General features: G+C 62.7%; 25 protein-coding genes and 1 tRNA gene. 15 read left to right on the top strand and 11 right to left on the bottom strand.

The features are described 5' to 3' along the window. Nucleotides 1-9 precede the first annotated feature (9 nt). Entirely contained in the window at nucleotides 10-1,272 is a 1,263-nt protein-coding gene (locus tag V9F06_05110; protein ID MEI2617014.1) for a crosslink repair DNA glycosylase YcaQ family protein, read from the top strand. 53 nt (nucleotides 1,273-1,325) lie between these two features. Here the strand turns inward: V9F06_05110 and V9F06_05105 are convergent, their stop codons facing one another. Then, nucleotides 1,326-2,018 carry a zinc metallopeptidase gene (locus V9F06_05105; GenBank protein ID MEI2617013.1) on the bottom strand — a complete coding sequence of 231 codons (693 nt, stop codon included), beginning with the start codon at nucleotides 2,016-2,018 and terminating at the stop codon, nucleotides 1,326-1,328. A 268-nt stretch (nucleotides 2,019-2,286) separates the two neighbouring features. On the opposite strand from V9F06_05105, the gene V9F06_05100 reads away from it, so the two are divergent. Then, complete coding sequence (locus V9F06_05100) at nucleotides 2,287-3,306, top strand: polyprenyl synthetase family protein (GenBank protein ID MEI2617012.1); 1,020 nt, start codon at nucleotides 2,287-2,289, stop codon at nucleotides 3,304-3,306. A gap of 44 nt (nucleotides 3,307-3,350) precedes the next feature. Here the strand turns inward: V9F06_05100 and V9F06_05095 are convergent, their stop codons facing one another. Then, nucleotides 3,351-4,301 (bottom strand): metallophosphoesterase, encoded by a 951-nt coding sequence (locus V9F06_05095; protein MEI2617011.1) that lies wholly within the window; start codon nucleotides 4,299-4,301, stop codon nucleotides 3,351-3,353. Between the two features lie 142 nt (nucleotides 4,302-4,443). On the opposite strand from V9F06_05095, the gene V9F06_05090 reads away from it, so the two are divergent. The 6 genes from V9F06_05090 (at nucleotide 4,444) to V9F06_05065 (ending at nucleotide 9,607) form a co-directional block, all read left to right on the top strand. Beyond that, nucleotides 4,444-5,334: a DsbA family protein gene (locus tag V9F06_05090; protein MEI2617010.1), complete on the top strand. Its 891-nt coding sequence runs from the start codon at nucleotides 4,444-4,446 to the stop codon at nucleotides 5,332-5,334. Then, on the top strand, nucleotides 5,312-5,785 hold the full coding sequence (locus V9F06_05085) for a vitamin K epoxide reductase family protein (GenBank protein MEI2617009.1): 474 nt from the start codon (nucleotides 5,312-5,314) through the stop codon (nucleotides 5,783-5,785). The genes V9F06_05090 and V9F06_05085 overlap by 23 nt, the downstream gene beginning before the upstream one ends. Before the next feature lie 73 nt (nucleotides 5,786-5,858). Beyond that, nucleotides 5,859-6,557: a metal-dependent transcriptional regulator gene (locus tag V9F06_05080; GenBank protein MEI2617008.1), complete on the top strand. Its 699-nt coding sequence runs from the start codon at nucleotides 5,859-5,861 to the stop codon at nucleotides 6,555-6,557. Between the two features lie 16 nt (nucleotides 6,558-6,573). Then, a complete protein-coding gene (locus V9F06_05075; protein ID MEI2617007.1) occupies nucleotides 6,574-7,590 on the top strand; it encodes a DHH family phosphoesterase in 1,017 nt (338 codons plus the stop codon). Then, nucleotides 7,514-8,251, top strand: coding sequence for a DHHA1 domain-containing protein (locus V9F06_05070; GenBank protein ID MEI2617006.1), 738 nt, complete (start codon nucleotides 7,514-7,516; stop codon nucleotides 8,249-8,251). The genes V9F06_05075 and V9F06_05070 overlap by 77 nt, the downstream gene beginning before the upstream one ends. 72 nt (nucleotides 8,252-8,323) lie before the next feature. Further along, nucleotides 8,324-9,607 (top strand): MFS transporter, encoded by a 1,284-nt coding sequence (locus tag V9F06_05065; protein MEI2617005.1) that lies wholly within the window; start codon nucleotides 8,324-8,326, stop codon nucleotides 9,605-9,607. 9 nt (nucleotides 9,608-9,616) lie between these two features. Here the strand turns inward: V9F06_05065 and V9F06_05060 are convergent, their stop codons facing one another. The 6 genes from V9F06_05060 to hemC form a co-directional block, all read right to left on the bottom strand. Then, the gene (locus V9F06_05060; GenBank protein ID MEI2617004.1) at nucleotides 9,617-10,003 is read right to left on the bottom strand and encodes a carboxymuconolactone decarboxylase family protein; all 387 of its coding nucleotides are present in this window, start codon (nucleotides 10,001-10,003) and stop codon (nucleotides 9,617-9,619) included. A 1-nt stretch (nucleotide 10,004) separates the two neighbouring features. Beyond that, nucleotides 10,005-10,961 (bottom strand): aldo/keto reductase, encoded by a 957-nt coding sequence (locus V9F06_05055; protein MEI2617003.1) that lies wholly within the window; start codon nucleotides 10,959-10,961, stop codon nucleotides 10,005-10,007. A 101-nt stretch (nucleotides 10,962-11,062) separates the two neighbouring features. Then, the gene (locus V9F06_05050) at nucleotides 11,063-11,458 is read right to left on the bottom strand and encodes a hypothetical protein (GenBank protein MEI2617002.1); all 396 of its coding nucleotides are present in this window, start codon (nucleotides 11,456-11,458) and stop codon (nucleotides 11,063-11,065) included. Nucleotides 11,459-11,503: 45 nt separating this feature from the next. Beyond that, nucleotides 11,504-12,580 (bottom strand): porphobilinogen synthase, encoded by a 1,077-nt coding sequence (hemB, locus tag V9F06_05045; GenBank protein ID MEI2617001.1) that lies wholly within the window; start codon nucleotides 12,578-12,580, stop codon nucleotides 11,504-11,506. An 11-nt stretch (nucleotides 12,581-12,591) separates the two neighbouring features. Then, nucleotides 12,592-13,383, bottom strand: a complete 792-nt coding sequence (locus V9F06_05040) for a uroporphyrinogen-III synthase (protein ID MEI2617000.1) — start codon at nucleotides 13,381-13,383, stop codon at nucleotides 12,592-12,594. Further along, nucleotides 13,380-14,309 carry a hydroxymethylbilane synthase gene (hemC, locus tag V9F06_05035; GenBank protein ID MEI2616999.1) on the bottom strand — a complete coding sequence of 310 codons (930 nt, stop codon included), beginning with the start codon at nucleotides 14,307-14,309 and terminating at the stop codon, nucleotides 13,380-13,382. The genes V9F06_05040 and hemC overlap by 4 nt, the downstream gene beginning before the upstream one ends. A 425-nt stretch (nucleotides 14,310-14,734) precedes the next feature. Here hemC and rplU point away from each other — a divergent pair, with 425 nt between their 5' ends. From rplU to thiO, 5 genes are all read left to right on the top strand, one after another. Then, a complete protein-coding gene (gene rplU / locus V9F06_05030) occupies nucleotides 14,735-15,049 on the top strand; it encodes a 50S ribosomal protein L21 (protein ID MEI2616998.1) in 315 nt (104 codons plus the stop codon). 34 nt (nucleotides 15,050-15,083) lie between these two features. Continuing rightward, entirely contained in the window at nucleotides 15,084-15,383 is a 300-nt protein-coding gene (gene rpmA / locus V9F06_05025) for a 50S ribosomal protein L27 (protein MEI2616997.1), read from the top strand. Nucleotides 15,384-15,432: 49 nt separating this feature from the next. Next, entirely contained in the window at nucleotides 15,433-15,759 is a 327-nt protein-coding gene (rpmE, locus tag V9F06_05020) for a 50S ribosomal protein L31 (GenBank protein MEI2616996.1), read from the top strand. Between the two features lie 256 nt (nucleotides 15,760-16,015). Next, nucleotides 16,016-16,219 carry a hypothetical protein gene (locus V9F06_05015; GenBank protein ID MEI2616995.1) on the top strand — a complete coding sequence of 68 codons (204 nt, stop codon included), beginning with the start codon at nucleotides 16,016-16,018 and terminating at the stop codon, nucleotides 16,217-16,219. A gap of 120 nt (nucleotides 16,220-16,339) precedes the next feature. After that, a complete protein-coding gene (gene thiO / locus V9F06_05010) occupies nucleotides 16,340-17,458 on the top strand; it encodes a glycine oxidase ThiO (GenBank protein MEI2616994.1) in 1,119 nt (372 codons plus the stop codon). Nucleotides 17,459-17,514: 56 nt separating this feature from the next. Here the strand turns inward: thiO and V9F06_05005 are convergent, their stop codons facing one another. The 3 genes from V9F06_05005 to V9F06_04995 form a co-directional block, all read right to left on the bottom strand. Further along, nucleotides 17,515-19,125, bottom strand: a complete 1,611-nt coding sequence (locus V9F06_05005; GenBank protein MEI2616993.1) for a phosphoenolpyruvate carboxykinase — start codon at nucleotides 19,123-19,125, stop codon at nucleotides 17,515-17,517. 123 nt (nucleotides 19,126-19,248) lie between these two features. Further along, on the bottom strand, nucleotides 19,249-20,754 hold the full coding sequence (locus V9F06_05000; protein ID MEI2616992.1) for a M81 family metallopeptidase: 1,506 nt from the start codon (nucleotides 20,752-20,754) through the stop codon (nucleotides 19,249-19,251). Beyond that, nucleotides 20,754-21,596, bottom strand: coding sequence for a 3-keto-5-aminohexanoate cleavage protein (locus V9F06_04995; protein MEI2616991.1), 843 nt, complete (start codon nucleotides 21,594-21,596; stop codon nucleotides 20,754-20,756). Before V9F06_04995 ends, V9F06_05000 begins: the two co-directional genes overlap by 1 nt. A gap of 206 nt (nucleotides 21,597-21,802) precedes the next feature. Between V9F06_04995 and V9F06_04990 the strand changes: the two genes are divergently transcribed. Continuing rightward, complete coding sequence (locus V9F06_04990) at nucleotides 21,803-21,979, top strand: hypothetical protein (GenBank protein MEI2616990.1); 177 nt, start codon at nucleotides 21,803-21,805, stop codon at nucleotides 21,977-21,979. A 110-nt stretch (nucleotides 21,980-22,089) separates the two neighbouring features. Then, nucleotides 22,090-22,163 (top strand) — tRNA-Glu (locus V9F06_04985). Nucleotides 22,164-22,200: the final 37 nt, after the last annotated feature.

The following is a 22,200-nucleotide window of genomic DNA, read 5'->3' as shown; positions in this document are numbered from 1 at the left end:
GTTCAGACGGTGCTCGATCTCTCCCTTCGCGATGCCCGACGGCTGGCAATTGGCGCGCAGCAACTCGCCGGCCCGCCGCCCGGACGCCCCACGAAGCAGCGAATGAGGGAGACGATTCGGCAACTTGGCGCCCTCCAGATCGACTCAATCAGCGTCATCGCGCGTAGTCACCATATCGTGCTCTGGAGCAGGCTCGGTAACCACCCGCCGGAGTGGCTCAATGAGCTGTTCCATCCCGACCGCGTCCTGTTCGAATACTGGGCTCATGCTGCGGCGTTCGTTCCGATCGAGCTCTTCCCGTATTTCCGTCGGGCGATGCTCGAACGCACGAGCCCCGAAGGTGACGGGTGGAGCGCAAAGGGGCGTCGGTGGATTCTCGAGAACGCCGACGTGCTCGACCATGTCGTCGCACACATCACCGAACACGGGGCTGCGTCCAGCAGCACATTTGCGGCGCCGGAGGGCAGCTCCAGAGCCGAGCCATGGGCCTGGTATGGCAACAAGCCAACCAACCTTGCTCTGGATATGCTCTGGACAATGGGCAAGCTCATGATCGATCGGCGTGAGAAGTTTCAGCGCTGGTACGACCTCACCGAGCGCGTCTACCCTGAATGGAGTGACGAAGGCCTGCCCTCAGTAGAGGAAGAGGAACAGGCACTCGGCGCGGCCGCGCTCCGAGCAATGGGTATTACAACCGCTCGGTGGCTTCCCGACTACTTTCGCAAGAGTTGGGGCAGCTCCGCGTTACCGAATAGCACCGCACGCCGCGTGATCGACGGACTCGTCGATCGAGGAGTGGCCGTTCCGGCCAGGGTGCGAGGCTGGGATGAAGACGCGTTCGTCTGGGCGGATCTCGCGGATCGGCGGATCCCTCCAAGCCGAACAACGCTCCTTTCCCCGTTCGATAGCCTCGTCTGGGATCGACGGCGAACGGCAGGGTTGTTCGACTTTGAGCTCATGCTTGAGGCGTATACCCCCGCGCCGAAACGGCGCTACGGGTATTTCAGCCTGCCGATCCTGTATCGGGATCGCCTCGTCGGTCGTCTCGACCCGAAGGCGGATCGCGCGTCACGACAATTGCTTATCCGCGTCCTGCACCTCGAGCCGTGGTTCGAGAAACAGGCCGATGAGCGATTCTATCGGTCGCTGGCGTCGACACTCCGCGATTTCGCCCACTTCAACAGTTGCGACGTTATCAGCGTCGAACGAAGCAATCCGACGCAATCAGGCATAGCACTCACCACCGCGCTTGCAGCCCTGGCCAGAGAATGACAATGGGCGGCCCAAGGAGAGCCGCCCGAAGATCCGATTCGGACATGCGTGGATTAGTCTCGACCCCGCGCACCGCTGACGAGGGAGATGTAGTAGAGCAACTGCAGCAGCGCTGCCGCGAACCCGGCAACATAGGTCAGAGCCGCCGCGTTCAACACCTTGCGACCCTGCGCGTATTCAGTGCGGTCGAAGATGCCGATCGTCGACAGCTGTTGCATCGCACGCGCCGATGCGTTGAACTCGACCGGCAGAGTGACGAGTGCAAACACCGTGCCGGCAGCGAAAAACGCGATGCCGATCCATGCAAGCTGTGTCAGCCCGATGACAATCCCGGCGATCAGCATGATCGGGCCGATCATGCTGCCGATGTTTGCCACTGGCACGATCGCGCTCCGCATCGCAAGCGGCGCATAGCCCTGTGCATGCTGCAACGCATGGCCACACTCGTGTGCCGCAACACCGACTGCCGCCACCGACTTACTGCCGTAAACCGGCTCGGACAGACGCAGGACCTTGCTGCGTGGATCGTAGTGGTCGCTCAATGACCCCTGGATACGCTCGATCTGGACATCAGTGATGCCGTTCGATCGCAGAATCTCCGCGGCCGCCTGAGCGCCGGTAATCCCCTGGTTCGTCTGAACCTGGGAGTACTTCTGGAATGTGCTTTTGACACGGTACTGCGCGAACATCACCAGCGCGATTGCCGGCAACATGAACACGAAATACAGTGGATCGAAGAAGAACATCGTCTGCGAACCTGCCTTCTGTAAGCGATAGCCCAGCGCCGCATCGGATCAGACGCGATCGACACCGAGCCGAGCCGGTAGGCGGACGGACATATTCGACACCCTGAATCGGCGCGAGACGTCCGCGAGTATCGTCGTCGGGCCGCCAGACCTACCGTGCTATAGTATGCCCCGCGCTGGATGTGGCCTTCAATCGCGGCCGCGAACACGGCTGCTGGAAAGGCGAATCCCGCTGTTCGATCCGTCACCGTCGCGCCCTCTGCTGGAGATGCTTGACGACGAGATCCTGGCGACGCTTGCCGAGGCCGAACGAGCTGCGCCGCCGCTCCAGCCAGCGGCGCTGTCGATCTACGATGTCATGCGCTACCATCTGGGATTCGCCGATGCGTCGTTCCAGCCTGTCCGCAGCGACTCAGGCAAACGCATGCGGCCGTTGTTGTGCGTGCTGTCCTGCAATGCCGCGGGAGGTCGCGCCGACGATGCTATGCCCGTAGCCGCAGGTATTGAGTTATTGCATAACTTTACGCTACTCCACGACGACATCCAGGATCACAGCCCGCTTAGACGCCACCGGCCGACGGTGTGGTCGCTCTGGGGGGTTGCCCAGGCAATCAACGCTGGCGATGCGATGTTCGCCATCTCCCATCTCGCCGTTTTGCGAGCGTCGAACGCCGGCGCGCCGGCCGAGCGCGTTCTGCCGCTGACTGAGGCGCTCCATCAAACGACGCTTCGCATCGTCGAGGGTCAGGTTCTCGACCTCGGCTTCGAGTCGCGCTCCGACGTCACGGCCGATGAATATATGGTGATGATCGGTGGCAAGTCAGCGGAGATTTGCCGCTGCGCGTGCTGGGCCGGGGCCACGATTGCCGGGGCAACTGCGGAGCAATCACGATTGGCTGGAGACGCGGGTTTCGCGCTTGGCATCGGCTTCCAGCTCCGCGACGACATCCTCGGCATCTGGGGCGCGACTTCGCAGACCGGCAAGGCGCGGGCTGATGATATTCGCCGTCGAAAGAAGTCGTTGCCAATCCTTCTGCTTCGTGAGTGCGCATCACCCGATGAGCTGGAGGAGATCGACGCGCTCTACGCGCAGGATGAAATCAGCCATGCCGGCATCGAACGGATCGTCACCATGCTCGCGAAACATGACATTGAGGCGGCGGTGCAGGATCGAGTGCAGGGTTGGCACGACCAGGCACTCGAGCTACTCAGGGGGTCGCTACCCGACAACGACGCCCGCAGGAAGCTCGAGGTGCTCGTCGATGCGCTCGTCGCGCGCGTCAACTAGCCCACCCCCGTAGCGAGCGATCTCTGTGGTGACTCGCGCGACGCTCAGGACAGCCAGCGCAGCAGCCTTGACGGTGGGTCCAGCCGCGTCACGTAGCGCGCCGCTTCGTCACAAGACGCCCCATTCTCCGGTCCGCGGACAATCTCGATCAACACGACCTGCGGCCGAGTCAGAAACCGGAGCGGCAGCTCCGACATCCCGAGGCCGTTCGAGACGACAACCAGGCTGCCTCGAAGCCAGCGGACACCACGGTAGAACACGGGATCGTTGCCCGGCTGCTCGTGCGCCATTCGCCGCAGCATGCCGGCGAACGGCACACGGCCCGATGGCAGCACTCGGATCTGCCCACCGTGTGTGTGCCCGCTGAAAACAAGTCGCGCGCGACCAATCGGGAGATCGTTCGCGATAGCTGGCGAATGGGCGAGAAGCAACAGCGCCTCCGCATTGCTCGGCATCGCTGTGATCGCCGTCGTGATATCCGCTCGAAAGGTGAACGGATCGTCAACCCCGACGATCCACGCGCATCGTTCGCGCAGAGGGATCACGACCGCATCATTCTTGAGGACGTGAACGCCGCCAGCGGCAAGCCGCTCACGCAAAGTCTTCTGGTCTTCCGCGCTCCCTCGATTGTCGTGGTTACCGAGAACACCGACGACAACCGCGGAATCTGGCCACCCGACGAAGAGTCCACCGTCGGGCACTGGCCGGCCGCGATCGTAGAAATCCCCAGTGAGAGCGATGATGTCGGGGCCGAACGCCTCGGCGATCCGGCGAGCGCGCCAGAGCATGTCAAGACGCACACCACGCCCGCCGGCATGGAAGTCCGTCAGGTGCGCAATTCGCACACCCTCCCAATCGGATGGGAGCGCCGGGACCGCCACGCGCAACCGCACTGCTTCCAGCCAGCGCGGCGCGACATGCCGCGCGTAGGCCCAGACGGCGACGCCAAGAAAGAACACGCCAACAACACCACCTGTTATCGCTCGTTTTGGCATACTCCTCCTTCAGTGAGCCTGACTATAGGCGACCGTTGACCGCGCGGCCACGGAGCTCGTGTTCACTCGGACGTTGATAACGTTGCGAGACGCGATTCTCTGCAGGGCGCAGCCGGGCTGATGAAGGGTGAGACCGTCCGCCGTGTCGTCAAACACTCCGAAACGCAGAAGCAGCAAGGGCAAGACTCGGCCGCAGGCCGAAAACGGGGCGAACGCCGAGACGCGCGCGCAATCGCGCCGCGCTCAGCGCGCGATCCAGGCCGAACAGGCGAAAAAGCGACGACGCATGATGTTCATTGGCGGCGGGGCACTTGTCGCCATTCTCGTCGTTGTCACGCTTGTTCTGGTGAACACGTTCCGTGACAAAGGCATCGACACTCCGATCGTCGTTCCGACGGGGATCACGGATGTTGCGACGCCGGGCTCATCCGGCTCCGTCGCGTCGCCGAACGCATCGCCGGAAGGCTCGCCTGCTGCCGGTCAGCAGGGCAGTGGGGTTCTGGCCATCGGCGATCCGAACGCGCCAGTCAAGATCCAGGAGTGGTTCGACTACCAGTGCCCGGTTTGCGCCGAGTGGTCGAATAACGAAGAGCCGAAGCTCGTCGAGCAGTATGTCAATACCGGCAAGGTCTATCTCGAGTTTCGCGATTTCCCATTCCTCGACCAGTACTTCCGCAATGGCACGGGGCGCGAGTCAGTGCGAGCAGCCGAGGCAGCGCGGTGCGCGATGGACCAGGGCCAGGGCTACACCATGCACAAGACGATCTTCGCCAACCACAATGGTGAGAATCAGGGCGCGTTTACACAAGATCGCCTTACTCAGATGGCAGAGCAGATCGGCCTGGACAGCGCGACATTCTCATCCTGCCTGAAGAATGACACCCACCTCGACGCGGTGCGAGCGAGCTACGACGAGGCGATCAAGCTCGGGGTCAATTCGACGCCTACCTTCTACGTCAACGGCGAGCAAGTGACTGGATATCAGACCTTTGAGCAACTCCAGCAGCGCATTGACGCGGAACTCAGCAAGTAGCACGACCGAAGATGGACGGTCCCGAATCCTCGGGACCGTCATCATTCTGAGCGTTATCGGCGCGGCGATCGCGGGATATCTGACCTGGGCCCACTACAACGAGAGCGTCCTCGTGTGCGCGGTGGGAAACTGCGGAACAGTCCAGAAGAGCGCGTACGCGACGATCGGACCGGTACCGATCGCGATTCTCGGCGTCGGGATGTACATCGTCATGGGATTGTTGGCGGCCGGCCGTCTTCACAACTGGCTGCCGATGAGCTATCGACAGGCAACGATGGCAGCTTGGGCCATCGCGCTGGCCGGCTTCGCCTATGCTCTCTATCTGACGTATCTGGAGATCTGGGTTATCAAGGCGATATGCCAGTGGTGCGTCGGTTCGGCAGTCGTCACCGCGCTGATCCTGGTCGCCGAAACAGTATTGTTCTGGCGGATCCTGGGCGAGGACGACTGATCTCGACGCGGGCCACGCTCAACATCCGCACATCAGCGCTCGCCGTCTCGGCATAAGCAAGGCAGGTGACAACGTGGTCACGATCACTCCAGCGATGGAGGATTACCTCAAGACTATCTACCGCCTGTCTGAAGACGGCCAACGGGCGACGACACAGGCTATAGCCGAACGGCTGGCCGTGGCGGCTCCGTCTGTCACCGGGATGATCAAGCGGTTAGCCGAGCTCCATCTCGTCGACCACCAGCGATACCACTCGGTTCGCCTGACACCTGCCGGCCAGAAAGCGGCGCTCGAAGTCGTCCGCCATCATCGGTTGCTCGAGCTCTACCTCGCCGAGGCGCTCGGATACTCCTGGGACGAAGTCCACGAAGAGGCCGAGCGGCTCGAGCACACGATCTCGGAGGAGTTCGAGGCCCGAATCGACGCCGCGCTCGGGTTCCCAACGACAGATCCACATGGCGACCCAATCCCCAGCATCGAAGGCGCTGTGCCCGCAATTGCTCTCGATCGGTTGACGGCCCTCGCTGTCGGCGAATCAGCCAGGGTCAGCCGCGTTGCCGACGATGATCCTGACAAGCTCCGTTACCTCGGTTCGATCGGCCTCTACCCGGAGGCAACGGTACGACTCCTGGAGCGGCTCCCATTCGCCGGTCCATTACGGCTGGTTGTTAACGACGAGGAGCACTATCTCGGCGCGGACCTGGCCGAGACGATCCAGATCCTGCGACAACCTCCCGCGACCGACGAACGGGCACAGAATGGGCCAGAGTAACGAAGACGCTCCTGCGGTGACGACACGCTGGAACGTCGATCATCTGACCGGTCACCCTGGCCCGAACCTCGTTGACCATCCACTGCTGTCCGCTATCCTTCGTTCCCGCGGCATTTCGACGACGGAAGAGGCGACCCGCTTTCTGACCCCGAGCCGCGGGACACTCGCGGATGCGCGTCTCCTCCCCGATGCAGAAGACGCGGCTCAGCGATTGCGCGACGCCATCGCAGACGGAAGACGCATCGTTGTCTTCGGCGATTACGATGTCGATGGGCTGACATCGACTGCGATGCTGGTTCGCGTGCTCCGACGTCTTGGCGCGGCTCCGATCCCACTGATCCCGCACCGAATCCGCGATGGGTATGGGCTCACAGCGCGAGCCGTCGATCGCATCCTCGCCGAGCAGCCGGACCTGGTCGTAACGGTGGATTGCGGAAGCAGCAGCCCTATCGAGCTCCAGACACTCCTCGATCACGGAATCGACGCGATCGTCATCGACCATCATCACTACAGTGGCGCGCTGCCGGATGGCGTCGCGTTCATCTCCCCTCGGAGACCGGATAACGCGTACCCATTCGCTGACCTGGCCGCCGTCGGTGTCACCTACATGCTGATTCGATTGTTGCTGGGTGACGATGACGCTCAGATGTATCTGCCGTACGTCGCGCTCGGCAGCGTTGCCGATGTCGTAAGCCTGCGCGGAGAGAATCGCATCCTGGTAGCCCGTGGAATATCCAAGCTGCGCCGCTGGCTACTGCCCGGGATCATTGCGTTGTGCGCCAACGCGGGGGTGCCACAGGCAGATCTGTCGAGTTGGCACATCGGATTTACCATCGGGCCGCGGATCAACGCTGCCGGCCGGATCGACGACCCGACACTGGCGCTCGATCTGTTATTGGCAGACGACGAAACAACTGCCACGCCTCTCGCGGCGCAGCTCAATGCTTTGAACGAGCATCGTCGAAGCGAGACGACACGAGTGCTTCGGGAAGCGGAGGAGCAGCTTCCGCGCAAGCGGCTGGAGGCCGACTGACCCCGCGATCGTCGTAGCTGGCGAAGGCTGGAGCAACGGCATCGTCGGACTTGTCGCCAGTCGCCTCGTCGACCAGTACTATCGGCCGACGATCGTCCTGGAACGCGATGGTGAGATCGTCCGCGGGTCGGCCCGTTCGGTGCCAGGAGTCGACATCGTCGATGCGATCAGCGCCAGTCAGGACCTTCTGGACCGATTTGGGGGACACGCGGCGGCGGCGGGTCTGTCGATGCGCTACGACGTGCTCGGGAAGTTCACCGACGAGCTCAATGCCACGGTTCTGGATCTTTGCCGCGGTCGGCTGCCAGAGCGTGAGATCGTTATCGACGCGGAGACCATCGCAAACGATCTCGACCTTGGAACCGTCGATCTGCTGCAGCGTCTCGAGCCGTTCGGCGCGGGCAACGAAGAGCCACGGATCCTCGTCCGTGGCGTCGGGCACCGCTCCGCCCGTGCATCCAACGACGGTCGACACCTCCTTCTTCACGTCACCGACGACCGCAACCGTTCGCACAAAGCCGTCTTCTTCAACGCCGGCGACCGCCTGGCAGAGCTTACGAACACCCCGAAGATCGACATCGTCACCCGGATCCGACGCGACACCTGGAATGGCCGGGACAACCTGGAGCTGCATCTCGAAGATTTCCGGCCGGCAACATAGGCGCGACCCATGCGCTTGGTCGCCCCTCCGGCTATAATCCGCTTCAATCTAGTCGAGTGAGGCAGGAGAGATGTGAGCGCTTACATTCGCGGCATCAAAGCGCATAGCCGCGATATCAAGCTGTTTCTTCTGTACAGTCTCATCTCCAACGTCGGCATCGGCGTCTTCACGCTCATCTTCAACCTGTACCTCATCCAGCTCGGACACGAAGAGGACTTCATCGGTCGTTGGAACTCAGTGAACACCCTCGTCATGGCGTTTGTCGCCCTGGCGATGGGAATGTTGATCAACCGGCTGGGCGTCTGGCGCACGGTATCCTTCGGTCTGGTTATCTTCCTCGTTACGTCTGTCTTCGCCTGTCTGATCACCGACCCGACGCTACTGCTCGTGTTCGCCGGTCTCAGCGGCGCCGGGACGGCGTTCCTGTTCGTTCCCACAATGCCATTCATCGTCGAGCTCACCCGCAGCCACGAACGCCACCATGTCGCTGCGCTTGCCTTCTCGCTGAACTCGCTCTCGATGACATTCGGGAGTCTGCTCGGTGGGTGGATGCCACGCTCGCTGAGTCTGTTCTCCTCTATCCCTGCCCAGAGCCCGGAAGCGTATCGCTACACGCTTCTGGTCGGACTCGCGTTTGCCGGGCTGGCGATTATCCCGCTCCTCATGATGAGCGCCGAACGAAAACGGGCCATTCCGAACGACGATGAGGAGGCCGGCCACGGATCGCAAGTTATTACCGACCAACGGATCATCCGCCGGCACATGATGGTTTTCATTGCCGTTGGCGGGCTCATGAGCCTTGGCGCCGGGGCGTTGTTTCCGTTCTACAACGTCTTCCTGGAGCGACAAGGGGCCAGCGCCGGCCAGATCGGATTGATCTTTTCGGCGGCGGGCTTGATGGCAGCGTTCGTCGGGCTGATGTCCCCGATGGTCGCGCAACGGTTGGGGCCCCTGCGGGCAGTCGTCATCGTCCGACTCGCGCCGGTTCCGTTCTATATGCTGTTGATGCTAACCCCGGCCCTGCCAGTCGCGATCGTCGCGCACATGCTTCGGACGACCTCGATCAACATGGCATGGCCGATCGATAGCACGTACATCTCGGACATTCTTCCTGCCCGCGCGCGAGCATCGGTATTCAGCCTTCGATCGGGCGCATGGAGTCTAGGCTGGTCACTATCCAGCTTCATCGCAGGTGGGTTGATCGTCAGCCGCGGCTACAACGTCGTGTTCGGCGCATACATCGTGTTCATGTCGCTGGCGATGGTGTTGTTCTATGCCTACTTTGTCCGCGCTGCGTCACGGCCGGCCACAGCAACGGTCGTGGAAAGTCCGGATATCGTGCCGGCCATCGATTGACCTGGCGAATCAACGCGCCTCGTCGCTAGCCCGGATCAGATCGATCGACTCGACAGCGTGGCGCAGATGCGGAATGACGATGCTTCCGCCAACAACAAGCGCGACGTTCAGCGCGTCGTAAAGCTCGTCATCAGTCACGCCCGCGTCAATACACTGGTCGAGGTGATAGTCCACGCAGTCGTCGCAGCGCAACACTGCCGACGCAACCAACCCCATCAGCTCCTTCGTCCGCGCGTCGAGTGCTCCGGGCTCGTAGGCGGCGCTATCCAGACGAAAGAATCGTCGGATGCCGAGGTGGTCGATCTCGAAGACACGCTCATTCTGACGAGCGCGTCGCGCGCGAAATGCCTCGATCCGATTCAACCCCGAGTCCATCTCCACATCGTCGTGGCTCACCCTAACGATCCAATCCTTCGGGAACACCGGCCAGAATCCCGGCAAGATCAGCCAACTCCGTCTCGTCGAACATCCAGCCGACCGCCCGAGCGTTCGTCTCCACCTGCTCTGGGCTGGTCACTCCGGTTATCACCGAGGAAACGGCAGGTTGATTCAGCAACCACGCGACGGCCAGATCTCCGACGGTGCGGTCGTAACGCGCAGCGAACTCCCGCAAGGCAGCGACGACATCGAGCACATCCGTGCCGAGGAGCGTCTCGAACCGCGGGTTGTTCCAGGCGCGGGTCCCGGGCTGGGCATCGCTGACAGAACGGTACTTCCCGGTCAGAAGCCCGCCGGCCAGCGGTGAATACGGCACGATCCCCATGCCATAGGCCGCTGCGGCCGGAGCAATGTCCCGACCTGTCTCGCGCGAGAACATGTTGTAGTGCGACTGGGTGAGGACCGGAACAGCCCACCCGTGTGCCATCGCGCGCTCACAAAGTCGAGCTATCTCCCAGCCGGTGTAGTTCGAGCACGCCGCGTAGCGGACCTTACCCTGTCGAACGAGGTCGTCCAACGCCTGCAGGCTCTCCTCGATATCGGTGCGAGGATCCGGAAGATGCAGATAATAGACATCGACGTAGTCAGTCTGAAGTCGCCGCAGGCTCGCCTCGCAACTGGCGATGATTCGCCGCCGCGAGAGGCCTTCGTCGTTCGGCCCCTCACCGAGTGGGTAGCCTGTTTTCGTCGCGATGATCGCGTCGCTACGCCGGCCACGAAGCGCTGCGCCGAGATACTCCTCTGACCGGGTACCGCCATACATATCGGCGGTGTCGAAGTGGTTGATCCCGATGCTCAGGGCTCGATCCACAATCGCAGCGGTCATTGCGGCATCACACGCGCGGCCGAATGTATTGCCACCAAGTCCGAGAGCCGACACCATCGCGCCACTGCGACCAAGTTGACGGTATTCCATCAAGTCCCCCCTGTCTGGCTGATGCCGCGGCGATCATCGCACGCGCGACGGGCAAAACGAAAGCCCGCACGAAGCGGGCTTCATCGGATTCCTGGCGTCGGTCAACCGATCGGGAGACCCTGAAGCTGCTCGACGATCGTCTCCGGCATCGATTCAGCCCCGCTGAGCACCAGCACAACCGCCAGTGGAGTCGGCTCGGTCTCGTCGATCGCCTCGATTGGTTCCGGGACATAGCGACCGTTGGCCCACTCTTCGCCCTCGGCTGTCTCGCACAGCCACGTCCGCGAGGCGATCGCATTCGAGCCGAGCTTGCGACGCGTGCGCTCCTGGTATCTATCGATCTTGCCATCGGCTTCGAGGGCGTAGATATCGACAACCTTTCGGCCTGCCTGCCGTAGGCGCTTCAGAATCTGCCGACCCTCGACCTCGCCAATCTCGGCTGCCGGGTCGATCTTGTCCGATTTGAGATAGAACTGCACGATTCCCCCCGTCGTCACCTGGTGTCCTCTGAGCCACGCCGTGTCCGGTTTCGGGACGACGCTTCAATCTGATTGTACGCCTCCGGCGGGCGTGCCCTGGCTCACACCAACCACGGGTGAAGATCGAGCCGTCAGTGTGGCGCCATACTCCTCACGGAGCCAACCGGCGGCGGATTTGGCGTGGTAGGTGATGATCTGACTGGCGCCGGCCCGGCGGATCGAGGTCAACAGCTCCATCGTCACCCGGCGTTCATCGATCCAGCCCGCCCGGCCAGCGGCGCGAACCATCGCGTACTCGCCGCTGACGTTGTAGGCGGCAATCGGAACATCGAACCGCTCACGTGCTCCAGCGATAACATCGAGATATGGCATGGCGGGCTTCACGATGATCGCATCTGCGCCCTCGTCGATGTCGGCCGCGATCTCCAGATAGGCTTCGCGGACATTTGCCGGGTCCATCTGATGGCTGCGCCGATCGCCAAATTCCGGCGTGGAATCTGCGGCGTCGCGAAATGGACCGTAAAAGCCAGAAGCGTACTTTGCCGAATAGGAGAGAACCGGCAGGTTGACGTAGCCGGCCTCGTCAAGCGCCTCGCGGATCACGCGCACCCGGCCATCCATCATGTCCGACGGCGCGACGATATCAACGCCCGCCTGGGCCTGCGCGACGGCCGTCCGGGCCAACAGCGCCAACGTCCGGTCGTTATCAACGATCTCGCCGTCCAGAATCCCACAGTGACCGTGGGACGTGTACTCGCAGCAGCAGACATCGCCGATGACGACGAGATTCGGGGCAATTCGTTTCAGTTCTCTGATCGCCTGCTGGACGACTCCATCGGGGTCGTATGCATCGGAGGCGTCAAGATCCTTCACCTCGGGAATGCCGAAGAGAATGACACTTCCGATCCCGAGATCCAACAGCACATTCGCCTCGCGTTCGAGCTGGTCGATCGAGAGCTGAAAGACATCAGGCATCGAGGACACCTCACGTCGGACACCCCTGCCGAACGTAACGAACAATGGATAGACGAAATCACCAGGATGCAGGATGGTCTCACGCGCGAAGCGACGCAGCCCTTCAGACTGGCGGAGACGTCGATACCGGCGAAAATCAGGCAGCGCCCCGCCAGATTGTGACATCAAGTAGCTCCTCACTCTGTCGCGCGGCCCGCCGCGCACGCAACCACCGCATCGACGAGTCCCGCGATCGAATGCTCGGCAGCCTCGACATTGACTCTGAGGCCGAGTTCACGCGCTGCCTGGCTCGTTATCGGCCCAATCGATGCGACGATAATGCTTTTCGCCAGAGGCAAGCCGACGATCTCAGCGAGATTCCGGGCCGCCGATGGCGACGCGATGGTCATCATATCGACGCTTCCCTCGCGGATTGCGCCTACTGTCTCGGCGGCAGCGCCAGCCGGTCGGACTGTTCGGTATGTGTCAATCACTTCGACCATCGCGCCTGCTGCGCGCAGGCCCTCCGGGAGAACCTGCCGCGCCCCTTCGGCCACCGGCAGGAGCACCCGCCGGCCGGCAACACCTTGCGCGACGAGCGCTTCCAGCAACGATTCTGCGATGGCGCGTGGCGGAACGAGATGCACCGGGACACACGCGGCCGTCAACCTGCCAGCAGTTGCCTCACCGATCGCAGCGACCTTCAGCCCACACGAACGATCGATCGTGATCTCGAGCGCCCGGGCGCGGTCAAGCAGCACGTCCACGCCGTTCGTGCTTGTCAGCACCAGCCAGTCGAAGCTCGCAAGCTGGCGCAAGCCCGCGTCGAGGCCAGCGGGGGGTAGCGGCTGGATCTCGATTACTGGCAGCTCGATAACCTCGGCCCCGAGCGCCTCCAGCCGGCCGGCCAGGTCGCCTGCCTGCCGCCTGGCACGAGTGACAACCACCCGCAATCCGGCGAGAGCACGCGCGGGCGGTGTCGCGCTCATGCCTCAACACGCTCCCGGAGTGTCGTCGCCAGCCGAGTAGCGAGCGAGTTGGCATCCTCCATGTCGTCCTCGTCCTCGGTGGTCGCTATGCGGTCGAGAGACTCATCAGCGTACATCGCCCACATTCTGACGATGCCTGCATCTGCCTGCGCGTAGGCCGCCAGCGGTGAGCGACAGCCTCCGCCACAAACCCGCAAGAACGTCCGCTCGGCCTCGACCTCGATGGTCGTCGTCGAGTCGGCAATTGTTTCGAGAAGCGCCCGTGTTGCCCGATCGTCGGATCGGCAGTCAACACCAAGCGCGCCCTGTCCCGGCGCTGGAATGAACCGATCGACGTCCAGATACTCGGAGATGGTGTCTCCGCGCTCCATCCGCTCGACACCTGCCGCCGCGAGGATCGCCGCGTCATACCCGGCCTCCGGATCATCGAGCACCTTGCGGATGCGCGAATCGACATTTCCTCGAAGCTCGACGGCAACGAGATCCGGGCGGGCAAGACGCAACTCGGCAACGCGGCGACGACTACTCGTGCCAACTCGCGCCCCCGTGGGCAGGCCGGCAAGGCCGCCGGGATGGCGAGAAATGAGCACATCGCGCGGATCGGCTCGGTCGAGGATGGCTGCCAATGTAAGGCCGGCCGGCATCTCGGACGTGAGGTCCTTGACGCTGTGCACCGCGCAATCCGCCTCGCCGCGCAAGACGGCCTGCTGAAGCTCCTTGGCAAATACTCCCTGCCCCCCAAGGATCGCAAGCGGAGTCTGCTTGTCGCGATCTCCCTGGGTCGAAACAACGACAATCTCGCAGCGCAAACCGGGGTGCGCGGCCTCGAGAATCGACGCGACGCGATCGGTCTGCAATCGCGCGAGCTGGCTGCCCCGCGTCGCGATACGAAGTGTTGTTGGCGTATGTTCGCGGCTGTTGCTCATCAGACTTGACCGATCTTCGCGACACTCGCCCTGGCACACGGGCCATGAGGTGGGATCATCAAACTCGTACTCGTTCCCACGGCGCACCAGACGGAAGAGCCGATCAACCGCGACGGTGCTACCAGTCACCCAGGGCACGACAATCGCGCGAAATCTGGGCAAGGTTCAATTGACATGGAAGTGTAGGAACCGCCGGAGAAAGGTGTCAAGCGCGGTTGCTCTCGCCGGACTTCCTCGACAAGGGTTCTATACTAGGGGTAAGTGGAAGCGACGGGATCGCGGTTTTGACGTATGACTCACGATCGCGATATAATTAGAGGTCGGCAGGCCACGCAACCGCGTTGGCCTGACGTTCATGTTGAGACGATCATCGTTATCCACCACGGCGCGAACGCACCCGATAGTGGGTACAGGAGGGGGACTCGGTGTACGCGGTCATTAAGACAGGCGGCAAACAGTACCGCGTCGCCGCGGGCGACACGATTGCGGTTGAGCGACTGGATGCCGAGGCTGGCTCGCAGGTCGAGATCGACCGCGTGCTGATGGTCTCTGGCGAAGCGGGAATCACAATCGGTGCGCCGGTTGTCGACGGCGCTGCCGTCGTTGCGACAATCTCGGAGCACTTCCGTGGCCCGAAGATCCGCGTCTTCAAGTTCAAGCCGAAGAAGCGCTATCGCCGCACCACTGGCCATCGCCAGGAGATGACCCGACTGACGATCAACGAGATTCGGATCGCCTGATCCCGAGTTGCCGGGATAGAATGGAGAAGCACCAATGGCTCATAAAAAGGGCATGGGAAGCTCACGTAATGGCCGCGACAGCAACGCAAAGCGGCTCGGTGTGAAGCTCTACGACGGCAACGCGACGCGGGCCGGCGGCATCATCGTTCGCCAGCGTGGCACCAAGTTCTACCCGGGCAACAACGTCGGGATGGGGCGAGACTATACGCTGTATTCGCTGATTGACGGCGAAGTCAAGTTCGAGCCAATCTCGCGCGACCGCAGGCGTGTAAGCGTCTATGCGCTCACCACCCAGCTGGCCGCCGTCGAGGTCGAGGCCGCAGTCGCCGACTAATCGCACTCACCAGTCGATACAAGTCGACGGGAATCTGGAGTCAACTGCAATGAAGACGGGTATTCACCCGAAGTACCAGGAAGCGACCGTGGTTTGCTCCTGCGGCAACACCTGGGTAACGAAGTCGACCAGGCCGAGCCTGCGGGTCGACCTCTGCAATAAATGCCACCCGTTCTACACGGGCGAGCAGCGAATCGTCGATACCGCCGGCCAGGTCGAGCGCTTCATGCGCCGACTCGAAGGCGCTCAGACCGACTCGCGCCGCAAGAAGACCGAACGGCGCCAGAAGAAGCTCGATCAGCGCCAGCGCATCCAGGGCCGGGACGAGCAACTGCTCGTTGCCTCCTCGGACGGGGACGCCCCGTCCGACGGCTAACATGCCGCTAGATCCGGCGCTATCTCGCTAGCATATGATAGACATCCTCCACGGTTGCCGATGAAGCGCCAGTTGGGGGATGTCTGCATCTGCATCATGACGCGTAACCCAAATCGTGGCGCGTGAGTTGCAGTTATCAGAGCCAGGACACTCGGGCCGCCTGACACGGCTACGCGGAAGGCGCCGAGACACAGCCGGCACGAGGCCCAGGCGCAGATCGCGCCACCACGAGCCAGAAGGGAACGGAGCGACACCAATGATGGCTTCCTCGCTCACTCCCCGCCCGGAAGTCACAATCGCTGACCTTGTCGAGCTGGGATTCACCGAAGATCAGATCGAAGCTTTGAAGGCGCTACGAGCCTGCTACCCATTCGTTGAGTACGTCGACACCGCGACGCAGTGGCGACGGCTACAGTTTCTGAAGTGGCGTATCGACCAGGGTCACTTGCAGCGCCTCTGACACCGCCCACGCCTGCGGCATCGCCACAACACCAACTCACCGTCCGTGTAACTGGACACGCCTGCCCGTCCGTGGTATCTGCCTGCACAGCGACACGATCGCTGACGGGAGGGAGCAGAGATGGGCATCGGGCAATCCACGCCAGACATCACGATCGTTGGCGGTGGCATCATCGGCTGTATGCTCGCGTGGGAGCTTACTGGCCGGGGAATGACCGTCGAGCTCCTGGAGCGGCAGGATCTGGCTCGCGAGGCAAGTTGGGCCTCGGCCGGCATCATCTCGCCGCCCTCGCCCCGCTACGGCGTCAAAGCGGACCTTGCGCTCCGCTCCTATCGCCGATACCCGTCGCTGATCGAAGAGATACAAGCGACGACCGGCATCGATGTCGGCTACGCGCAGACCGGAGAAGTCGATCTCGGTGACGATGTCAGCCGGGATACGCTTCTACAAGCTATCGCCTGGCAACGCGAGCATGGCATGCGGGTCGAATGGCTGAGCTCACAAGACGAGATCCGTGAACGAGAGCCGGCAATCGAGGGCCGATGGACGTGCGGCATCGCAGCAACCGAGGCAGGCAGCGTCGTGCTTGCCCGACTGACCACGGCATTGGCGCGTGCCGCATCAACACGTGGAGCCATCGTGCGCGAGCACACGCCCGTTACCGGGCTGGTGACCACAGGAGGGCGAGTCGTCGCCCTGCGGACATTTGCGGGAGAGCGACCAGTGGGCGCCATTATCGTTGCGGCCGGCGCGTGGAGCCGAACACTCGGGGACGCGCTCGATCTGTCGATCCCGACCATCCCCGTCCGCGGCCAGATGCTGGCGATTGCCGACCCGCCCATTCCACTTCGGAGTGTCGTCACCGGAGGTGGCGCCTACCTCGTTCCGCGGGCCGATGGCACCATCGCGGTCGGAGCGACCGAGGAGCATGACGCGGGCTTCGATTCCTCGGTGACGCCGGCCGGCATGGCCCAACTTGTCGAGCGGATCGCCGGGGTTGCGCCATCACTCAACCGCGGAAAGCTCGCAGCGACATGGGCGGGCCTTCGCCCAGGAACTGCCGATGGCGAGGCAATCATCGGCCGTGTTCCTCATCTGGACAATGCCTGGGTTGCCACCGGTCATTTCCGGTCCGGCGCGCTGCTGGCCCCGGGAACAGCCGAGCTCCTGGCCAACAGCATAGTTTCCGGGAGCGTCGACGCTGCGCTCGCCCCGTTCGATCCAGGGCGATTCAGCTGAAATCGAGCGGGGCGGGTGTCGATTGACACCCGCCCCGTTGCACTACCCGTTTCGTGCTACTCGGCGCGCGGACCGGCGGAGCGGATCTGCTCGTCCACGTCGTTCTCGTACTTTTCGAAGTTCTTCCGGAAGCGCCCCGCGAGGTTCCGAGCCTGCCTGTTATACGCCTCTTTGTCATCCCAGGTGTTACTCGGCGTCAGCACTTCGCTGGGAACACCCGGGACAGCCCTGGGAACATCGAAGCCGAAGATCGGATCGGTGCGATAGGACGCGCTGGCCAGCGCGCCAGACAGCGCCGCATCGACGATCGCTCGCGTGTGGGCGATCGAGATACGGTGCCCGACTCCATACGCGCCGCCTGTCCAGCCAGTGTTCACCAACCAGACATTCGGCTGATGCGCATTGATCTTCTCGCGGAGCAGCCGGCCATAAACACCCGGCGACCGCGTCATGAATGGCGCGCCGAAGCAGGTCGAGAACGTCGCCTCCGGCTCGGTCAGCCCGCGCTCAGTCCCGGCGACCTTCGCAGTGTAGCCCGAGAGGAAGTAGTACGAGGCCTGGTCGGGGGTCAGGCGCGAGATCGGCGGAAGGACGCCAAAGGCGTCCGCAGTAAGGAACAGGATGTTCCGTGGATGCCCTCCCGTTCCGTCCTTCGATGCATTCGAGATAATATCGAGCTTGTAGGCTGCGCGGGTATTCTCGGTCAGAGACGAATCCCGATAGTCGATCTCGCGCGTGTCGTCATCGAGGACGACATTCTCCAGGACTGTCCCGAACGATCGCGTTGCTTGATAGATATCCGGTTCCGCCTCGGCGGACAGGTTGATGACCTTCGCGTAACAGCCGCCTTCGAAGTTGAAGATGCCGTGATTGCTCCAGCCGTGCTCGTCATCCCCAATCAGCGTCCGAGCCGGATCGGACGAGAGTGTCGTCTTTCCGGTCCCCGAGAGGCCGAAGAACAACGCGGCGTCTCCGCCTGGGCCGATATTGGCCGAGCAGTGCATCGGCATTACCCCGAGGCGAGGAAGTCGGTGGTTCATGATCGAGAAGATCGACTTCTTGATCTCACCGCCGTATTCCGTGCCGCCGATCAATATCAGATTCTTGGAGAAGCTGACAAGGATGAACGTCTTCGAGCGCGTGCCGTCGCGCTCAGGGTCCGCCTCCATCGCGGGGGCGTGCAGAACGGTGAAGTCGGGGACATGATTGCGCAGTGCCTTGCGCGGTGGGCGGATGAACATCGTCCTCGCGAACAGCATCTGCCAGGCGCGCTGCCCAACCACTCGCAGCGGCATGCGATACCCGGGATCGGCGCCAACGTACAGATCTTGAACGTAGAGCTCGTCCTGCTCACTGAGGTAACGAGCCACGCGATCGTGCATGGCGTCGAACGCCGCGGGATCGAACGGCTGGTTCACCGCGCCCCATGCCACGACTTCCTCAGTCGCTGGCTCACGAACGACGAACTTGTCTTTCGGGGAGCGTCCGGTGAAGATGCCTGTCGCGACCGATAGCGCGCCGTGTTGCGACAACGTGCATTCGCCGAGCCGGATGGATGCCTCGTAGAGCTGCGGTGTCGTGAGGTTCCAGTGCACGACCCCGGTCGGTCGCACCCCGTGGTGATCCAGACCATGCTTGCTGATAGCCTTCGCAGTGGTATCGACCATGCCCTCGCCCTCCGTAATGCGTATCCGGGCATCTCGCCCGTCACTCGCACGTGCTCCGCCGCTTCTTTGTGAGCCGACGTGTCCGGCAGACCGTACCAGATTCCTCGATCAAGAATCATACCGTCAGCGTCGCGTGGCGGTGATATCCCAATCAAGATCCGGGTCAAGTGGCCAGATCGGCCGGCGCACGCGCTCAAACTTCAGTCGGGATAAGTCCGATCCGGTGATGCCCGGGCCTTCGACAAGGACGACCCGCGCAGCGATCGGTTCGAACGCCGCCCGAAAATGGCCCTTCCCCTTCAGCGCGATCACCCGCCGGGCAGTCGGTTCGATGCCCTGCGACCGAAACACATTCAGGTCGATCGGTGTCTCGGCATAGGTCGTTACGACCACGTCAATACCGCCAACTCGAACGACAGCGGTCGGCCCGAGGTTGACCTCGACACCCGCGTGCATCGGCCCCGCGTTGACGTAGCGACCGACACTCAGGTTTCGAACCTCGCCTGCGATGTGTAGCGGTGGCCCATGCAGGCGATCGGTGTGCCCACCGAGCTCGAGGCCGATCGTTGAGCCCGGGCCAGCAGCGATGCAGCGCTCCACCGCCCGAGGATCGCAGATCGACGCAACGCAGGCATCACCGACCTCTTCACGAAGCAGAAATCTGACGAGCTCCGCAGAGTCGCCGGGTCCACCAGTCCAGGGATTGTCCGCGATATCGACCAGAACAATCGGCCCCGACGCATCGGACTTCAGGATTTCGGAGGCGTCATCCCAGGTCGCAACACCGCCGAGGAACTGCGAACGTCGCTCCCAGGCGTATGACGCCAACTCAGCGGCGCACGTCTCCGCGAGGCGCTCATCGCCGTCGGTCGTCACCAGCACGCTGAAGCCCGTATCGGCTGTATCCGCCGGAGGGAAGCCGCCTGAGATCGTGACGTTCAGGACGCCGGGGAGTGATTCGATCTCATGTGCGCGCGCGACGATCGAACGCATCGGCTCGCGATCGGTCGTCATGTTCTGCGATGTCGGCATCATTGGTGGCTTCATCATGCTGGAAACCGGCTGGATCCTGCGCTCGATGATCGCCAGAAGAAGATCGAACGCCTCGCTTGCTCGGTCGCGTTGATCGACGTGCGGGTAGGTGTCGTAGCCAATCAGGATATCGGCGAGCTCGACCATCCGCGGGCTGACATTGGCGTGCAGATCCAGGGTTGCGACGATCGGAACACTCCACCCCGCAACCGATCGAATGCGTTCGAGAATCCAGCCGTCCGCGTCCTCGTGTGCCCCGCTCACCATCGCTCCGTGAAGGGCCAACACTATGCCGTCCGGCCTACTGCTCTCGATCGCGGCCACGATTTCAGCGACCAGCGCTTCAAGCACTGCGTCATCGACGAGGCCAGATGGGGTTGCCCAGACAGCAAGCGCCGGGACGAGCAGTACATCGGCGAGATCGGCCGCATCGAGAAATCCGGCGAACGACGTGGCAGTGTCGCGAAGCGCGGACAGAATCTCACTGCCCCGCCGTAATCCCGCCCGTTGAAAAGCGGCACGGTCGGTCGTAACGGACGAGAAGGTGTTCGTCTCATGCGATAGCTCGGCGGCGACGACTGTCAGCCTGGCGTGCATCAGGGAGCTATCACCCCGCGTCGGGCGGCGACGCCGATTATCTCGCGCGCCTCATCGGGCCGGGCTATCGGGCGACCCAGCTCCTCGGCGAGTCGGGCAATTCGTTCAACGAGCTGGGCATTGCTGATCGCGAGCTGGCGATAGCCGTAATAGATGTTGTCCTCCAGCCCGGTTCGGGCGTGCCCGCCCATGGCGATCGCCATGACATTCATCGGCAGCTGGTTACGGCCGATCGCGCAGACCGACCAGCGCGAATCCGGCGGGAGCGAATCGACCAGGTGGGTCAACTCGCGCGCGGTCGCTGGCGCCCCACCACGCAGGCCAAGGACGAACTGGAACCAGTACGGCGGTTGCAAGAGTCCATCCGCAATCAACTGCCGGGCATTCTCAACCATGCCGCTGTCGAAAATCTCGATCTCGGGAGTGACCAGATGCTCATTCATCTCGCGAGCGAGATTGTCGAGGAATGCCGGCGAGTTGATGAAGACGCCATCGCCGAAGTTGGTTGACCCGCAATCGAAGCTTGCGACCTCGGGAGCGTTGCGGACAGGCGCGGTACGATCGTCGTCGGTGACGATCCCTGCGCCTCCGCCGGTAGACCAGTTCATGATCACATCGCTGCCGGCCGCGCGCACAAGATCGGTCACCTTTTGATAGCGCCAGGCGTCGCACGAGACTCGGCCCTGCTGGTCGCGCACATGGATATGGACGATCGCCGCGCCGGCCCGCCAGCATTCAACTGCCTGCTGCGCGATCTCCTCCTCGGTAATCGGCACGTACGGCGTCTGGGCGCGGGACGTCCTCGACCCCGTCAGCGCCGCCGAGATAATCAGCTTGTCCAACGACATTCCTCTCAGACGTGACTGACACCTTCTGGCATCGATCGACCGCCCGGATAATAGGCGGTTTCGCGCGCGCGCGGTAGAGCAAGCGCGGCTCGCGACCCGGCGCTCGAGTCGTTGGAAAGATCTCGATAATTCACCCTTGACGATATCCGCATAGCCTGATATGATTCGGGCACGTTGGGAAGTACGAGGAGGTACAACTAATGAACCCGATTAAGAAACTGTTCCGCTCGCTCGCCGGTGATGTCTCCGACGGGGGCTTCGAGAGCTACTACACGATGCTGGTTCGCAACCAGGCCGAGGGCGGCCCAAGCGCCGACGAGGCTCGTCGCGACTTCGCATCGGTTCGCGACTCGATATCGCGCGTCTCGATCTTCTAGGACGCCGAGCGCCAATCCAGACGGCACGCCACGGGTCGATCCCGTGGCGTGAGCGTTTGACAGGCGGAAACGGGGGTTGCTATACTCCCCGCGGTCTGCCGACAGGACGTGGCGCATTCGTCTAGCGGCCTAGGACACCGCCCTCTCAAGGCGGAGATCACGGGTTCGAATCCCGTATGCGCTACACTCGCGCGGCCCTATTCAAATGGGGCCGCGTTTTT

It is taken from the genome of Thermomicrobiales bacterium (genome assembly GCA_037045155.1).
Classification (GTDB): domain Bacteria; phylum Chloroflexota; class Chloroflexia; order Thermomicrobiales; family CFX8; genus JAMLIA01.
The sequence above is the reverse complement of the archived record's forward strand: the minus strand, read 5'-3'. Positions and strand labels throughout refer to the sequence as shown.

Bases quoted from the DNA above. Each gene is read 5' to 3' on its own strand.
- V9F06_05105 (MEI2617013.1), bottom strand. From the start codon at position 2,018: ATGTTCTTCTTCGATCCACTGTATTTCGTGTTCATGTTGCCGGCAATC.
- V9F06_05100 (MEI2617012.1), top strand. From the start codon at position 2,287: ATGCTTGACGACGAGATCCTGGCGACGCTTGCCGAGGCCGAACGAGCT.
- V9F06_05095 (MEI2617011.1), bottom strand. From the start codon at position 4,301: ATGCCAAAACGAGCGATAACAGGTGGTGTTGTTGGCGTGTTCTTTCTT.
- V9F06_05055 (MEI2617003.1), bottom strand. From the start codon at position 10,961: ATGGAATACCGTCAACTTGGTCGCAGTGGCGCGATGGTGTCGGCTCTC.
- hemB (MEI2617001.1), bottom strand. From the start codon at position 12,580: ATGTCACAATCTGGCGGGGCGCTGCCTGATTTTCGCCGGTATCGACGT.
- V9F06_05040 (MEI2617000.1), bottom strand. From the start codon at position 13,383: ATGAGCGCGACACCGCCCGCGCGTGCTCTCGCCGGATTGCGGGTGGTT.
- hemC (MEI2616999.1), bottom strand. From the start codon at position 14,309: ATGAGCAACAGCCGCGAACATACGCCAACAACACTTCGTATCGCGACG.
- rpmA (MEI2616997.1), top strand. From the start codon at position 15,084: ATGGCTCATAAAAAGGGCATGGGAAGCTCACGTAATGGCCGCGACAGC.
- rpmE (MEI2616996.1), top strand. From the start codon at position 15,433: ATGAAGACGGGTATTCACCCGAAGTACCAGGAAGCGACCGTGGTTTGC.
- V9F06_05015 (MEI2616995.1), top strand. From the start codon at position 16,016: ATGATGGCTTCCTCGCTCACTCCCCGCCCGGAAGTCACAATCGCTGAC.
- thiO (MEI2616994.1), top strand. From the start codon at position 16,340: ATGGGCATCGGGCAATCCACGCCAGACATCACGATCGTTGGCGGTGGC.
- V9F06_05005 (MEI2616993.1), bottom strand. From the start codon at position 19,125: ATGGTCGATACCACTGCGAAGGCTATCAGCAAGCATGGTCTGGATCAC.
- V9F06_05000 (MEI2616992.1), bottom strand. From the start codon at position 20,754: ATGCACGCCAGGCTGACAGTCGTCGCCGCCGAGCTATCGCATGAGACG.
- V9F06_04990 (MEI2616990.1), top strand. From the start codon at position 21,803: ATGAACCCGATTAAGAAACTGTTCCGCTCGCTCGCCGGTGATGTCTCC.